The sequence below is a fragment of the Acidobacteriota bacterium genome (assembly GCA_016716435.1).
GTDB lineage: Bacteria > Acidobacteriota > Blastocatellia > Pyrinomonadales > Pyrinomonadaceae > OLB17.
Genome location: JADJWI010000008.1, coordinates 82310 through 96572 on the forward strand (window position 1 = coordinate 82310; position 14263 = coordinate 96572).

At 55.0% G+C, this 14263-nt stretch carries 12 protein-coding genes and 1 other RNA gene; 4 read left to right on the top strand and 9 right to left on the bottom strand.

The features are described from left to right. Nucleotides 1-20 precede the first annotated feature (20 nt). A complete protein-coding gene (locus IPM21_12395) occupies nucleotides 21-806 on the top strand; it encodes an SDR family oxidoreductase (GenBank protein MBK9164680.1) in 786 nt (261 codons plus the stop codon). Here IPM21_12395 and trmB read toward each other — a convergent pair whose 3' ends face one another. Genes trmB through fabG form a run of 3 tightly spaced genes read right to left on the bottom strand, consistent with a single transcriptional unit; the run spans nucleotide 807 to nucleotide 2984 of the window. Continuing rightward, nucleotides 807-1430: a tRNA (guanosine(46)-N7)-methyltransferase TrmB gene (gene trmB, locus IPM21_12400; GenBank protein MBK9164681.1), complete on the bottom strand. Its 624-nt coding sequence runs from the start codon at nucleotides 1428-1430 to the stop codon at nucleotides 807-809. Between the two features lie 13 nt (nucleotides 1431-1443). After that, nucleotides 1444-2229, bottom strand: a complete 786-nt coding sequence (locus IPM21_12405) for a rhomboid family intramembrane serine protease (protein MBK9164682.1) — start codon at nucleotides 2227-2229, stop codon at nucleotides 1444-1446. Then, on the bottom strand, nucleotides 2229-2984 hold the full coding sequence (gene fabG, locus IPM21_12410; GenBank protein ID MBK9164683.1) for a 3-oxoacyl-[acyl-carrier-protein] reductase: 756 nt from the start codon (nucleotides 2982-2984) through the stop codon (nucleotides 2229-2231). Before fabG ends, IPM21_12405 begins: the two co-directional genes overlap by 1 nt. A 123-nt stretch (nucleotides 2985-3107) precedes the next feature. Here fabG and IPM21_12415 point away from each other — a divergent pair, with 123 nt between their 5' ends. Beyond that, a complete protein-coding gene (locus IPM21_12415) occupies nucleotides 3108-4613 on the top strand; it encodes a D-aminoacylase (protein ID MBK9164684.1) in 1506 nt (501 codons plus the stop codon). A 1-nt stretch (nucleotide 4614) separates the two neighbouring features. Here the strand turns inward: IPM21_12415 and rph are convergent, their stop codons facing one another. After that, nucleotides 4615-5334, bottom strand: coding sequence for a ribonuclease PH (gene rph / locus IPM21_12420; GenBank protein ID MBK9164685.1), 720 nt, complete (start codon nucleotides 5332-5334; stop codon nucleotides 4615-4617). A gap of 6 nt (nucleotides 5335-5340) precedes the next feature. Then, complete coding sequence (locus IPM21_12425) at nucleotides 5341-6201, bottom strand: glutamate racemase (GenBank protein ID MBK9164686.1); 861 nt, start codon at nucleotides 6199-6201, stop codon at nucleotides 5341-5343. Between the two features lie 340 nt (nucleotides 6202-6541). On the opposite strand from IPM21_12425, the gene IPM21_12430 reads away from it, so the two are divergent. Together IPM21_12430 and IPM21_12435 are read left to right on the top strand one after the other, a co-directional pair. Continuing rightward, nucleotides 6542-6931: a hypothetical protein gene (locus IPM21_12430; protein MBK9164687.1), complete on the top strand. Its 390-nt coding sequence runs from the start codon at nucleotides 6542-6544 to the stop codon at nucleotides 6929-6931. A 134-nt stretch (nucleotides 6932-7065) separates the two neighbouring features. Continuing rightward, nucleotides 7066-9015: a carboxypeptidase regulatory-like domain-containing protein gene (locus IPM21_12435; GenBank protein ID MBK9164688.1), complete on the top strand. Its 1950-nt coding sequence runs from the start codon at nucleotides 7066-7068 to the stop codon at nucleotides 9013-9015. A gap of 32 nt (nucleotides 9016-9047) precedes the next feature. Here IPM21_12435 and IPM21_12440 read toward each other — a convergent pair whose 3' ends face one another. From IPM21_12440 to IPM21_12455, 4 genes are all read right to left on the bottom strand, one after another. After that, nucleotides 9048-10277 (bottom strand): hypothetical protein, encoded by a 1230-nt coding sequence (locus tag IPM21_12440; protein ID MBK9164689.1) that lies wholly within the window; start codon nucleotides 10275-10277, stop codon nucleotides 9048-9050. 36 nt (nucleotides 10278-10313) lie between these two features. Next, nucleotides 10314-11093: a hypothetical protein gene (locus IPM21_12445; GenBank protein ID MBK9164690.1), complete on the bottom strand. Its 780-nt coding sequence runs from the start codon at nucleotides 11091-11093 to the stop codon at nucleotides 10314-10316. A gap of 5 nt (nucleotides 11094-11098) precedes the next feature. Continuing rightward, nucleotides 11099-11468: a transfer-messenger RNA gene (gene ssrA, locus IPM21_12450) on the bottom strand. A gap of 108 nt (nucleotides 11469-11576) precedes the next feature. Beyond that, nucleotides 11577-14039: a hypothetical protein gene (locus tag IPM21_12455; protein MBK9164691.1), complete on the bottom strand. Its 2463-nt coding sequence runs from the start codon at nucleotides 14037-14039 to the stop codon at nucleotides 11577-11579. Between the last annotated feature and the right edge of the window lie 224 nt (nucleotides 14040-14263).

Consider the following 14263-nt stretch of genomic DNA (forward strand, 5'->3'; position numbering starts at 1 on the left):
TTGTGGTAAGATTCTTTTCCATGAGTGACAGCGTATTCTCAAAGGACATTTTACAGGGGAAAGTTGCGTTTGTAACAGGCGGCGGCACGGGAATCACCGGCGGAGTCGCAAGGGCGATGGCCGAACACGGGGCTCGTATCGCCATAACAAGCCGGAAGGAAGAGAACCTTGCGGCGATGAAAAAGCTGATCGAGGACGGCGGCGGCGAGTGTTTTGCGGTCGCGGCGGATGTTCGCGACTTTGAGGCCGTCCAAAATGCCATCGCGAAAACGGTCGAGCATTTCGGCGGCATCGATATCGTCGTAAATGGAGCGGCCGGGAATTTCCTTTGCGCCGCGGAGCAGCTCTCACCGAATGGCTTTGGAACGGTCGTGGATATCGACACGAAAGGAACGTTCAACGTCTGCCGTGCGGCATTCGAGGAGCTAAAAAAGTCGAAAGGGCAGATCCTGAATATCTCAGCCACGCTCCACTATCTCGCTACGCCGATGCAAATACATGTCTCGGCCGCAAAGGCCGGTGTAGATGCGATAACGCGCAATCTTTCGGTTGAATGGGGCCGCCACGGCATCCGTGTAAATGGGATCGCTCCCGGGCCGATCGAAGATACCGAAGGCATGAAGCGGCTGTTACCCGAGCCGCTCAAAGAAAAGATCACGAAAAAGATACCGGTCGGACGGTTTGGCCGGATCAAGGACATCGAGAACGCTGCTCTCTTTCTGACCTCGGACGCTGCAAACTACGTCAACGGCGTGACGCTGGTAGTCGACGGCGGGCAGTGGCTTCTCGGGACAAGCCTCGGTTAATTACTTTCTAACAAAAAGCCGCCGATAGACGGGCAGTTGCTTGTCTTCGACGGCTTTTTCGCGTTCGGTTTTGACCGGAAACGGATTCTCGGACGCCTCTTCTTCATCAAACTTCCCGTTCACACGGAAAAGGTCAAACATCTCGTCCGCGAGAAATTCGATGTCCGTTTGGACAAAAACACGGCCTCCGGGCTTGAGATGCGATGCGATGGTTTCAACCATTTCAGGGTTTACCATTCGCCTCTTTGCGTGCTTTTTCTTGAACCAGGGATCGGGGAATTGAATGGTCACCGTTTCGAGAACGCGCTTCGGAATCCCCTCGAGAAGACGCTCGAGCCAGAGCATCGCGTTGCAAAACGAATAATGCAGGTTCGAAAGGCCGGCCTCTTCAGCGAGACGATTCGCTTCGGCGACTAATGGCTCGCGGATCTCCACGCCAAGGTAGTTTCGTTCCGGCTCGGCCGCCGCCATCCGGAGCAAGAAACGGCCCCGAGCACAGCCGATATCTAGAAGAAGCGGCTTTGAGGCACCGGCGAAAAGCTCTTCGTAAACGAGCGGTTCGGGAGCTTGCCGGTAGAACGGCGAGAGTGGATTTACGTGTTGATGAACTCTAACTCGGGGCATTAAAACTTTTCGGCTATCCGCTGTGTGTAAGGATCAGAAACACGCTGAACCCGGAAATGGCGATCCATGCAGCAAGAAAGGCAAGGCCGGCGGATTCGATCCGGTTGCTGACAGTCCGCGGATCTATAGAAGGATCACGCGGGATCTGGATCAGCCCATACACCGCCCCTGTTACTAGGCCGCCGACGTGTCCGTAGTTGTCGATCACGTTGTAAAGTATCAGCCCAAACGCGAGAATGAACGCAACGTTCACAAGCATATCCTTGCGGAAGGCGGGGCTGACAAACTGCCGCCGGGCGAAAGTGTAAACCACCAGATAACTGACCACGCCAAGAATGCCGCCCGATGCGCCAACTGCTGGAGCTCCCGCGGGTTTGAAGATCAGGCTTAGAACCCCGCCGCCGACCACAGCTAACAGAAATACGATCGATAGATGTGCCCTGTTCGAAAGCCCCTCGAAGAGCCGCCCGAAACTAAAGAACGCGAAAGAGTTGAGGAAAAGATGAAGCACTCCTCCGTGAAGTGCCGCTCCGGTCAGAATGCGCCAGTACTCGCCACCAACGAAGATCGGTTTTACAAAGCCTGCGGCACGGACCGATTCCTCAAGGCCCGCCGAAAACTGAGCCATCGAGACCCCAACGAAACAAGCTATCAGGATCGATGTATAAACCGGAGTTCCGAACGTTACAGGCTCGGCACGAGGCGAGGAAGTTATTCCACCGTCGGCCGGAAGATGTTCATTCTCTTCCGCGTTATCGTCAGTCGTTTCGCGGTCGTCTTGTTGTTCGTTATGGTTCATCACATCGCGAGGCCGCCATTGGCATTGATCACTTCGCCCGTAATGTAGGCGGCGGCCGGTGACAAAAGAAAGCAAACGATCTCGGCAGTTTCTTGAACGCTGCCGAGGCGGCCGAGCGGTATCTGTGAAAGGATCTTTTCGCGATACTCGGCGTTCATTTCACTGGCCATCTCGGTTTCGACGAGGCCGAGAGCAAGTGCATTGACGGTGATCTTTCGGCTCGCGACCTCTTTAGCGAGAGCCTTCGTCAGGCCGATCATCCCCGCTTTCGAGGCTGAGTAATTCGTCTGCCCGAGCATTCCAACTACACCGGAGACCGATGTGATGTTGACAATCGAACCGCCGTTCTCATTCTTCATCATCGGCCGAACAACGGCCTTTGAGAAGTTCCAGGCACCCTTAAGGTTCGTATCGATGACGGCATCCCAGTCATCTTCTTTCATGCGAAGGATAAGCTGGTCGCGAGTAATGCCTGCGTTATTGACCAGGAAATCGACCGTGCCGAACTCGGCAACGGTCGCCTTGACGAATTCTGCCGCCGCTTCAGTATTCACAACGTCGCACTGAGCAGCATAAGCCCTTACGCCGAAAGCTTCGATCTCCGCCTTAAGCTTCTCGGCCTCATCCGCACTCCGGGCGTAATTGAACGCAACACTGCAACCTCGGCGTGCAAGCTCGAGCGCTATCGCCCTTCCTATGCCGCGGGTTCCACCGGTCACTATGGCGGACCGGCCCTCAAACTGTTTGTTATTCAAGATCGTCTTTCTCCTTCAAAGTAAACCTCGATTCTAGATTCTGCGTTCTGCATCGTCAAAGGACGTTTCCGATGAGGTTGTGCTACCCGACGCGTCTCGCTTATGATTCGAGTGAAAACACTTATGAGATCTGCTCTTTTCTTCAAACGCCTCGCCTGCTCCTTCCTCATCTTGTCGCTGGTCTCCGTCGCCGCTTTCGCGAGGCAGAGTGCAACGCATTTCCGCGATGTCACAGTCGTTGATGGCACCGGCTCGCCGCGATACGTTGCAGATGTGACGATCCTCAGTGGCCGGATCGTGCGGATCGGCAAGCCCGGAACCAAAAAGCCGCGGGTAGGCGACCGTGTGATAGAAGGCCGGGGACTCGTGCTTGCTCCCGGTTTCATTGATATCCACAACCACAGCGAATCTGGCCTGTTGCGCGAGGGAACGGCGGCTAATCAGGTCTCGCAGGGAATTACGACTTTGATCGTCGGCCCGGACGGCGGATCGCCCGATGTGATCGGTGATTATTTGAATGGCCTGCGAGGAAAAGTCGCTGTCAACGTCGGGGCGTTTATCGGCCATGGCACGCTTCGGACGCTTGTGATGAAAGAGGACCTTCGCCGGCCGGCAACAGCGGAAGAGATCGCTCAGATGTCAGTATTGCTTGAGAAGGCGATGAAGGACGGGGCTTTCGGGCTTTCCTCGGGACTTGAATACGATGCGGGTTTTTCGGCGACGACCGAGGAACTGATCCAGCTTGCTCGGGTCGCGGAAAAACACGGCGGCATCTACATGACCCATATGCGTGATGAGGAGGAAGGCGTTTTGGACGCCATCCGCGAGGCGATCCGCATTGGCCGCGAAGCAAAGATCGCGGTTCAGGTCTCACACATAAAGATGGGTAATAAGAGCGTGTGGGGCAAATCCGCAGAGGCGATCGCTTTGATAAACGAGGGGCGCGAAAGTGGGCTCGATATCACCGCCGATGCGTATCCTTATATTGCCTGGGCCTCAACGATCACGGTGCTGGTTCCGAGCCGGAAGCACGAGGACCCGGCCGAGGTGCAAAAAGGAATCGACGCGCTCGGCGGCGCTGATAAAGTGCTCATCACCTCGTGCCGAGCGTTTCCCGCATATGAAGGGAAGACCCTGGAACAAGCTGCTGCTTTCGCAAAGAAAACACCGGTCGATACCTATATCGAGATCGTGAAGAACGGCGGAGCGGGCGTCGTCGGATTTGGAATGAATGAGAGCGACGTAAAAGCTTTCTACCAAACTCCGTGGGTAATAGTTTCGAGCGATGGAGGTATAGGCGGCCGTCATCCGCGCGGAACGGGTACGTTTCCCCGCGTTCTCGGACTATTCGTCCGGGAGAATAAATGGCTCGGGCTCGAAGAGGCGATAAGAAAGATGTCGATGTTCCCGGCACAACGGCTGGGCCTTCGCGACCGCGGACGCATTCGAAAGGGAATGAGAGCAGACCTTGTGTTGTTTGATCCGGAAACCGTCGTTGACCGAGCTACATTCACCGAGCCGCAGCTTTTTGCCGAGGGCATAAAAGGCGTCTTCGTTAATGGCGTCGAGGTGTGGGACGGGACAAAAATAACCGGCCAGCTGCCCGGAGAGATCGTTAAACGCCTCTGATTCATGCTGCCAAGACTTTTCGTTGTATTTCGAAAAGCTGATTTACGCCTTTCTCGGCTAGGATCAGCATTTCATCCATTTCATCGCGTGAGAACGGCTCCCGTTCTGCCGTACCCTGAAGCTCGATGAACTTACCTGTCCCGGTGCACACAACGTTCATATCGACGTCTGCCTCCGAATCCTCGGCATATGCCAGATCAAGGATCGGCGTCGCCTCGATGATGCCGACACTGACGGCGGCGACCTCGCTTAGGATCGGATTGGTCTTTATCGTCCCCTGTTTGACCAGCCGGCGGCAGGCCAGAGCAAGAGCAACATAGGCCCCGGTTATCGAAGCACACCGCGTTCCGCCATCCGCCTGGATCACATCGCAGTCAAGGTAGATCTGTCGCTCGCCAAGCTGCTTAGTATCGACTACGGCACGAAGGCTCCGACCGATCAGCCGCTGGATCTCCTGCGTTCTGCCGCTCGGACGCTGGCTCTCTCGCTGTGTTCTCGTATTGGTCGCCCGCGGGAGCATCGCATATTCTGCGGTGACCCAGCCGACGCCTTTGTTCCTTAGGAACATCGGCACCCTGTCTTCCACCGAGGCGGTGCAAATGACCTTTGTTCCGCCGACCTCGATCAATGCCGAGCCCTCGGCGTAGGGCGAAATATTCGGCGTGATCTTTGTATTACGCAGTTGGTCTAAAGCTCTTGAATCGGGTCGTTGATATGTCATCTGGCTTTAAGTGAGTGCCGGAACTTCAATTGCCTCAAGCTTTGCCGGCTTTACTCCGAGAAATCGTTCAGCGACGCTGGCGAAACGTTCGGCCGCATCTGTTACAAAAAAATGATCGAGGTCATCGCACAACGAGCGTTCACCTGAGATCTTCCTGGGGCTTGCGAGTCCCGTGCTTTTGAGCAGGTTTGCAACCTCTTCCGCTGTCGCTTTGCCCGAATCGACTAGTGTAACATCCGGTCCGACCGTTCGCTGAATCACATCGTGAAGGATCGGATAATGAGTACACCCGAGAACTAGGGCGTCGGGGGTGAATTCGCGCATATCGGCGAGGTAGCGTTCGGCGATCGAGGCCGTCTCACTTTCTTCAGCCCAACCTTCTTCGGCCAGAGGGACAAAAAGCGGACAAGCTGTCTGAAAAACTACAGCTTCACTGCACGACCTATGCACTGCTTCAACATAGGCGCCGCTCCTTACTGTTGCATCGGTCGCGATCACCCCGATCTTTGGAGCGTCGCAATCTGCAACTTCGATCGCCCGCCGACCGCCCGGGCCGATAACCCCGACAACATCGAGTCCGATCCGAGCCCGAATGGCAGGCAGTGCCAGAGCGGATGCGGTGTTGCAAGCGACGACGAGGATCTTTATCCCGAGGTCGGCTAAGAATTGGGCGTTCTCAAGAGCGTACTTTTCTACCGTCGCGAGGGACTTCGTTCCGTAAGGCACCCGGGCCGTATCACCCAGATAAACGAAATGCTCATTGGGTAAACGGTCATGCAGTGCACGGTAAACGGTGAGGCCGCCGACACCGGAATCAAATATCCCGATCGGAAGTTCAGATCGCTCGGCATTTTTCTGAACAGCCATAATTTTCACGGCGGTCGTGAATGAAGAGAATATTACTTGGGACAAGAAATTCAAATTGAAACCACGTGGCAAAATACTCGGGGCGAAATTTGTGTCCAAAATTTCCCCACCTCGACCAATTTCCCAACCAAATTTCCCGCCCGGGGCTCTGTCCGGAGCCGAAAAGCCTTGTTTAACGGTGTTTACGTTTTGGTACACGGATTGAACTAGGAAAGGGCGTCTGCGGAAATCACCACAGATAATCGTAAGTCTGGAATGACTCCCACCACTCCGGAATATGAGACTCCCACAAACACTCTCCCACTTGTTTGTTCTCCTTAGTTGTGGCCTATTTGCCGCGGTGGTGACGCTTGCGTCTGCCAACGCGGCTTTGGCCGTTGACGGCAAGGACCGCTACATTATCCAGCTTGAGCCCACTCAATTCTACGCTGAACTCGGCCCCGCTGAGCTTGCATCGCTCGGCCAGGAGATCGCGGGCCTCTCAGGCGCCAGACTTTCGCACACTTACTCGCGGACGATAAAAGCCGTCGTCATCGAAGGCGAAAGCCTCGTTTCAAGAACTGACCCGTTCCGCTTTTTTGTAAGCGACTTTGTAGGCGACGAAGTACCCGCTGGCCAAACTTCCATTCTTTCAATTGGAAGCAAGAACGGAGTCATCGCGTCCAGACTAGTATCGCCGACCGACGATGATTTCTCTATCGATTTCGTTCTCAACCTCGATGCCAGGTAACCTCGCCGACCTCGGAAAAAAAACGTTGAAAACTTCATTCGCGGTGAGCTAAACTAAAAGTGTAGGTTGACACTGCGGTCAATCTTCGTCCTTCCTACGAATCTCCCTTCATTCGAATTTCATTGAGTTGACTTATGAGACGTCTCAGTTGCTTTTCCGCCGCGTTGCTTATCCTATTCTTTGGTTCTTTTGGACCACTTCCCCGACCACTTGCTGCTCAGAAAATTGTTAAACGAGCGGTACCGTCGCAAAACGACATTACTACCGACAGGCAACTCGCTGTCCTGATCAGAGGACTCACCGATCGCTCGGTAGATGGCCTCGAAAGCGTGGCCTACATCGAAGGTGTTGAGGTAGGGCTTCAGGGGCGGTTCCAGAATGTCGTACTTGGACGTTCCGATACGAAAAACGGCGTAAGAGCCGGGTGCGTCTCGAGTTTGGAGGAAGCAAACGCATTCTTTGGTCGGGACCTTGAAACCGGGAAGGCAGTTCCGAGGGGGCCATATAGTACCGAATCGATCGAGTTGATAGCCGCTCGCCATGGAATGTCTGTTGATGAGTACCGCTTTTATATCAAGATGTTGAGCGACGCCTCTATTGCCGATGCCCTCTCGGCTCCCGCGAGTTCGTCGATAGCAATTCAAAACAACGACGGCATGAACGAGGGCTTTAACGACCCTGCAGCTGCCTTTGTTGTTGGCGAGGGTGGAAACTCTGGAACAACCCGCGGAGCCCAGCGTCTGAACGTCTTCAATTTTGCGGCCGCTATTTGGAGCGCTTTTCTTGATTCGCCCGTTACCATAACGGTCGCATCGCAGTTCAATCCACTTTCGCCTTGTTCGACCTCCGGCGGCGTTCTCGGATCTGCAGGTGCTTCGACCGTGCACAGGGACTTTACAGGGGCGGAATTCGCAGGAACATGGTACTCACAAGCTCTTGCAAACAAAAGGGCTGCGTCTGATCTTTCGCCGGCAAGTCCGGATATCAATGCTACCTTCAACGTGAACATCGACAGCGGCTGTCTTGGTGCGGGCACCCGTTTTTACTATGGATTGGACAATGCCGTCCCGGCAAACCGGATAAATCTTCTTGTGGTTGTTTTGCACGAGATCGGGCATGGAATGGGATTTCAGACCTTTGCAAACGGAACGACCGGCGCTCTTTTCATTGGATTTCCGGATATATTTCTTCGCAAGATGTTTGATCGGACGGCAGGCCTCTACTGGGATCAGATGACCGATGCACAACGCCAGACTTCGGCGCTGAACACGAATAACCTTCTTTGGGACGGTCCGAATGTGAACATCGCGTCAGGGTTTCTAACGGGGGGCCGTGATGCCGCAACCGGCAGGGTTCAGCTTTTCTCGCCCAACCCCTTTCAATCTGGGTCGTCACTTTCTCACTTCAGCACAGCCGCTTCGCCAAATCTATTGATGGAGCCGAGCATAAACACTGGGCTTCCGATCGATCTCGATCTGACACGGCAGCAGATGCGCGATATCGGATGGTTCCGCGACACTACTTCAGACAATGTTCCTGATCAAATCACGGGCGTTTTCCCGAGTGGGAGTGTTGTAACGTTCGGTTCGAACGTAAACATTACTTGGACCAACTCGGGCGGATTTAACCGCAACGTGACCATCGAACTCTCGACCAATGGCGGAACGACCTACTCTGCAATCGCCACGAACATTGCCAACACCGGTTCCTACTCCTGGACAGTACCATCTACGCCGACAACACAGGGAAGGATCCGTGTTCGCGAAGCAGGGTTCATTGATCTGTCCGGCGTTTCGTCATCGAACTTTACGATGTCGCTGGCACCTTCATCGTCCGCCGCGATGATCGCCGGCCGCGTTTTGGATCGTGAAGGTCGGGGCGTTCGCGGAGTAGTGGTTACTGCGATCGACCCCAACGGAACTGTGTTCTCGGCGATTTCCAATTCGTTCGGATACTATAGGATCGAAGAACTGTCTGCGGGCCAGAGCTATGTCGTGTCCGCGTGGGCGAAATCAATGAGCTTCTCGGGCCGTGTAGTAACTACCGAGAACGATTTTAACCTAGTCGACTTGATCGAAGAGTAGCAGTCGCGGTGTGCCCGAATAAACAAAATGAATCATCTATTAGGACCGTTGGCGTCATGTCGGGATCGTTTCGGGAAAAGCAGATAACTCCCGAGCCCCAGAAGCACAAGCAGGGCCGAGATTGCGAGTAGCCAATGCGCCCCGAGCCAGCCTGCCCAACCTTGCGGTTCTTCCTCGACAACAACATCGACCTGCCGCTGCTCTGTTTCCGGCTTGGCGAGCCGGGCAGACGACATTTCAAGCAGACGACGGACTCGATCGACGGCCTCGGCCTCGACCGCCGAGCGCGCCACTCCGCCAAGAATGCCGCCGAGGGCATCCGACCGCGAGCGATCCGAAAAGACGATATAGCTTTCAGCGGTTTCGTCACTCGCAATCCGGAGAAATGCCGTCAGCGATACGGACGCGTCCAGATACCTCGTCGAATAGAACTGCCGCGTTAGAACAAAATGCGAATCATTTCCTGCGATGCTGTTCGTAAATGCGGCGGCGTGCGACAGCGTTACGGTCGGGTTCAGCCCAAAATCGATCGCCGACCAGTGCATTTCACTTTGAATACCCGATAGTCTCCCCGCAGGAAAATCCTGCATATATTTCCGCAAACCGAAGCCGAATATGTCCACGAGCGGGAGCTGTTTGAGCAATTCGTTTTGAGCCCTCGCGAGGTCGAGCGGCTCCTTTCGATTTGCGTGTGTGCCGAGCGAAGTTGCTCCCTTCGAAGTGTATTCCGACGCATATTCCAGCACCATCGCCCGAAAAAGTTCGGTTGCTCGTTCGCGGTGGTCCATGGCTTTCCAATCGATTTCAGAACCGAACCGCCTGATCCAGAATGCAGACATATTAATGTCGCAATCGCCAATGCTGCATTTCCGGAGTTCATCGAAATCGCGGCCCTCGAGGTTGAGAGACGAAAGGTCGGCCGGCTGCGGCGGGTCAGAGAAGCGCCCTTTCGCGCCCATTTCTTTATTGCCTCGCTGCGAAAGACTTTCGCGAAACGCCTCCATTGAAACTGGCGGCAGATCGGCTCTTCGAACGATCCCGAACACAGCCACATCCTGCTTATCGTTCGTCTTCACTCGTTTGACGACAATCTCTCCGTTCTCCAATGCAGTGAACTCCGGCTCCGTAAAATCGGCATATTGAATAAGCGCCGATCGGAGTTGGGCTGTTGTCGCTTGAGCCGCCGATCGCTGCACAGCGATCGCTCCGCCCCAAACTGCTGCGAGGGCGGCGGTAAAGAGAAGCGCTCGAACGTTTCTCATAATCGTTGAAATATTTTTCGGCCGTTCCGCGGGAGATCATCCCCACAATCGGGTTTCGGGCTTGATCTGCCGTCTCACGTTTGTCGAATGAAACCAATGGGGCGGGTTTCCGGCAATAATGCCCTGATCCGTGCTCGGATTGCCGCCGCAGGTACCGTTGTAGTTCGCGGTTCCCCGATTCGGGGTGAACTCGCCGGGAGTTGTGCATCGAATGATCGGGTTTCGCCACTCAACGCGTGTTCGGTCAGTATCGCATTTGACCCCGTAACCTGTCTCCGTGAAGACGACCGCGTTCTTGATCCAATCTGATCTTGTCCTGATAGTTCCGTAGCGCTTGTCTTCGCCCGTTCGAAGATCCTTCACGGCAAAGAGCCACCGCCAGAGTCCGTCCGCGGCTTTGCTAAGCCGCCAAACGCGATAGCGATACCAGCGTCCGGTTTCCCAAGTGAAGGGCGTATTGTTAACTCCAAGCCCGCCGTAGCCGGACCAATTGGAACCGCCGCCCCAATTGATGCCCTTATTGTTATTTTCGCGAAACTCCTTCGCACCCGCCCATTGAATTCCGCCGTGCGACCATTCGTCGTACTCGGTAAAGTTCACCTGAAGCGAGAAATAATAGAGCCATCGCTTGTCCGCATTGCGCGGAAAGTCGGTGATCTTTACCTCGATGTCATAGGCGTAGATCTGCTTTTTGTCCGAGTCGAGCCATGTGTGGATGGACTTTGGTTCGGGGGTTTGCGGGGCCGAGGCAGCGAAAGAAGGGAATGCTCCGCCTGCGAGGAGCAGGCTAGCAAATTCCCTTCTGTTCAAGTTCATAGAGATGGTGGAGGCGGCGGGAATCGAACCCGCATCCAAAGGTTGCGACCAGTGAAATCTACACGCTTAGTCGGTTCACTTCATCTCGCCACCGGAGAGCAGGTGAGCCGACAAGACCTCCCCAATGGCATACCCGGCTAAATTTAAGACTCGTCCGCAGGCGGAGGACGTGCCCGAGCCTGAACTGGGTTATGCCCCAACGGGTCGCATCAGGCGAACTTCCCGCGGGACATCGCTGTAGCTAAGGTTAATTAGGCAGCGAGAGCTAATTCTTGATTAGCATTTGTGTTTTGCGTGTTTTTTTAACGAGCTAACAAGCAAGCCCGGCGTGCATTCAAAGATCTATACAAGCCCCTGTCGAAGCCTGTCGCCCCCAAACTTTGTAGAGCAAAATTGGGTCCGCCATCGCATTAGCGGAACGCCAGTTTACGACAATGAGATGAAAATTGAAAGGCACGGGTTTGCCGCCGGGCCTTTATTGCCTTACTGCGAGATCGCGTTGAAGAGCAGCGGGAAGGTTGCCAGGCTCTGCCCGCGGTATTGCGGACGGAACCCAAAAAGGATGATCTTGCCTTTGCCCATCGTGACCTCGACGAGTGCCGCCTTACCGGCGATCTTGTCCTGCCCCAAAGCCCAACCGGAAAGCAGTAACTGCTTCGGGTCGCTCGGATAACGGGCGATGACCCGAACGTTTGGAGTACCGCCTTTAGGCGGCGTTTCTGGAACGTCAGGCCGGCTAGAGCCGGGACTCAAAACTTCGAACACCGGCGAGTCCTCAAACCATGCGATCGATTGCTGCGGCATGCCTTTGGCGATCGGGTGCAAGGTGTCGAGTTCGGTGCGGAGGATCGAGCCGGGGATGTAGAAGTCCTTACGGTTGAGGCCCTTTGTGATGTTCTTTACGGGCAAGTTGAATTGCTCGATGGCAAAGTTTGACGATTCGTTCAGAAACACAAGCGTCCCGCCCGCTTCGACGAACTTCTTCAGATTCTCAACGCCCTCTTTCCCAACGCCGCCGACATACTCATCCGGCATCGAGCCTTTCGAATAGCCGTTGAGGATTTGAGCGGGCGATTGGTCGGGGAAGATGATTGTCTTATAAGGCCCAATGTTCGAACCTGCCCGAATATCTTTGTCTTGAACGGTGGCGGACTTTACGCAATCGTCACCCGGTTTACGCTCACCAAAACTTGGCCTAGGCTTCGCCTTATCAAAGATGAAACGTGTCCAGCCTTCATCCATGACCGGAACGTGTGACTTATAGATTGATGCTTCTCCCCATTCGAAACAACCGAATAATCCTCCCCCCCATTCATAGCTCGTTTTTTCGTAACTGTATGGTGAGACAACGGGTTTGACGTCTAGGCCCAAGAACAGTGGCAATGTGTGAGCCGTCACGTCGTAGGGTGGTAGTGGATTACCGGCCTCATTCTTCAAATTTGGATACGTCTGGTGTTCGAGCAGCGCTTTGGCATAGTGTGAATACGGTTGATCCATCCGCACCAAATAGCCATTCTTCGTTTCTTCGTATTCGACCCCTCCTTTACCAAGCAGGCTCGTGAGCGTCCATTGGGGCTGACGAAATCCCCGCCACGACGGAGGCGGAATCAAAAATCCAAATAGTTCTCCGTCCTTCCTCGGCCGGACCGCTTCTTTTCCGATCTCATAAAACCTCGACAGCCATTTTTCGCGGTTGTCGGCGGCGTGATCCAAAAGACTGAAAGCGGTGGCGGTCATGTAGTCGGTGATGTTGCGGAGTTTCCATTCGCCGCCTTTCCAGGCGGGGCCGTTGTTGGCATCGTCTTTGCGCGGGTTGACGCCGCGGCCGCCGCGAAGCTCATCGGCCTTAACGGTGACGGGCGTCGCGAGGCGAGCGGAGGCAGTCTCGCTCAGGATGCGCACGCCGCCGTGGTAATGCGAATAGGCGCGTGCGGGCGTCCAAGCATCGTAGGTCGTGCCGGTCGTCAGGCCCTGAAAGCCCTTCTTCCGCATATCGCCGGCGATATAGAGCCCAAGCTCCGTGTAGCCCTCAACGATCTGCTGCGGCACGTTCGGCTCGACCGGCGGCATGTACGGCGGCAGGAATTGCCTCGCACCGTAGATGCCCTGCTGATGAACATCGAGCACGATCTGCGGGTGCCAGACGTTGTGGATCTTATCGACGGTCAACTGCGTCTCGACCTGCGTGAAGGCGTACCAGTCGCGGTTGTTATCGTGGCCGACGTATTTGTGATAAAGCTCGGGCGGCGAGGTGCCTTCGTACGGCGTGCCTAGCGTTTTGTCGTACCAATTCTTGACGATATCCACGCCGTCCGGGTTCAGCGACGGAACGAGAAGAATGATCGTGTTGTCGAGAATGTTCTTGATCCGCGGGTCGTTGCTGGAGGCGAGCTCATGGGCGATCAACATCGACGAAAGCGTCGAACCGACCTCGGTCGAGTGAATGCCGAAGGTGATGAGGACGATGGTCTTGCCTTCGGCGATCAAAGCTTTTGCCGTTGCGTCCGGGACGTTCCTACTCTTATTGATGAACGTCCGCGGGTCGGCGAGCTTGTCGTTGATGTCGCGGTATTTCGCTAAGTTCTTCAGATTCTCCGGCGAGCTGACGGTTGCGTAAACGAACGGAGCGCCCATCGTTGTCTTGCCGATCTCTTCGAAGGCCATCCGGTCGCTAGCCGCGTCGAGTTTCTTGAAATAATCCACGACCTGTGCCCAGCTGGCGAGCTTCCGATCATCGCCCGGAGTGAAACCGAGCACATCCTTCGGGGTCGGGACCTGTGCGGTAAGAGATGAAACGAATAACAACAGAGCGAGAGAGAACCACCCCGTCAGCCGAAGCGGCTGCCACCCCTCCTTCGTAAGGAGGGGAGCTTTAGTGGCGAGTGACGAGTGGTGAGTGGCGAGCCGTCCGAGCGTCTTGAGCCGGCAGGCAAAAGTGGTTTTCATTTGTATTTTGTGCTCCGATGGGGAAATATCGGCTAGTTTAGTGGATTTCCGCTGGATTTGAAAGATTTCAAAAGGCGTTGGAATGATTCCAGAGGCCGTTGGAATCGTTCAGAGACGTCAATAAACGGGCCGCAGAAGCCGCAAAATTATGCCGCGGCCGCCCCAACCCGTTGCATTTTCGGGTGTTTGGGCGTAAATTCTGTGCAACTCCCATCAAAGCCGCC

What these genes read in the sequence shown, in the direction of transcription:
- rph (MBK9164685.1), bottom strand. Translation starts at nt 5,334, where the DNA reads ATGACATATCAACGACCCGATTCAAGAGCTTTAGACCAACTGCGTAAT.
- IPM21_12405 (MBK9164682.1), bottom strand. Translation starts at nt 2,229, where the DNA reads ATGAACCATAACGAACAACAAGACGACCGCGAAACGACTGACGATAAC.
- IPM21_12445 (MBK9164690.1), bottom strand. Translation starts at nt 11,093, where the DNA reads ATGAACTTGAACAGAAGGGAATTTGCTAGCCTGCTCCTCGCAGGCGGA.
- IPM21_12440 (MBK9164689.1), bottom strand. Translation starts at nt 10,277, where the DNA reads ATGAGAAACGTTCGAGCGCTTCTCTTTACCGCCGCCCTCGCAGCAGTT.
- IPM21_12415 (MBK9164684.1), top strand. Translation starts at nt 3,108, where the DNA reads ATGAGATCTGCTCTTTTCTTCAAACGCCTCGCCTGCTCCTTCCTCATC.
- IPM21_12435 (MBK9164688.1), top strand. Translation starts at nt 7,066, where the DNA reads ATGAGACGTCTCAGTTGCTTTTCCGCCGCGTTGCTTATCCTATTCTTT.
- IPM21_12395 (MBK9164680.1), top strand. Translation starts at nt 21, where the DNA reads ATGAGTGACAGCGTATTCTCAAAGGACATTTTACAGGGGAAAGTTGCG.
- trmB (MBK9164681.1), bottom strand. Translation starts at nt 1,430, where the DNA reads ATGCCCCGAGTTAGAGTTCATCAACACGTAAATCCACTCTCGCCGTTC.
- IPM21_12455 (MBK9164691.1), bottom strand. Translation starts at nt 14,039, where the DNA reads ATGAAAACCACTTTTGCCTGCCGGCTCAAGACGCTCGGACGGCTCGCC.
- IPM21_12425 (MBK9164686.1), bottom strand. Translation starts at nt 6,201, where the DNA reads ATGGCTGTTCAGAAAAATGCCGAGCGATCTGAACTTCCGATCGGGATA.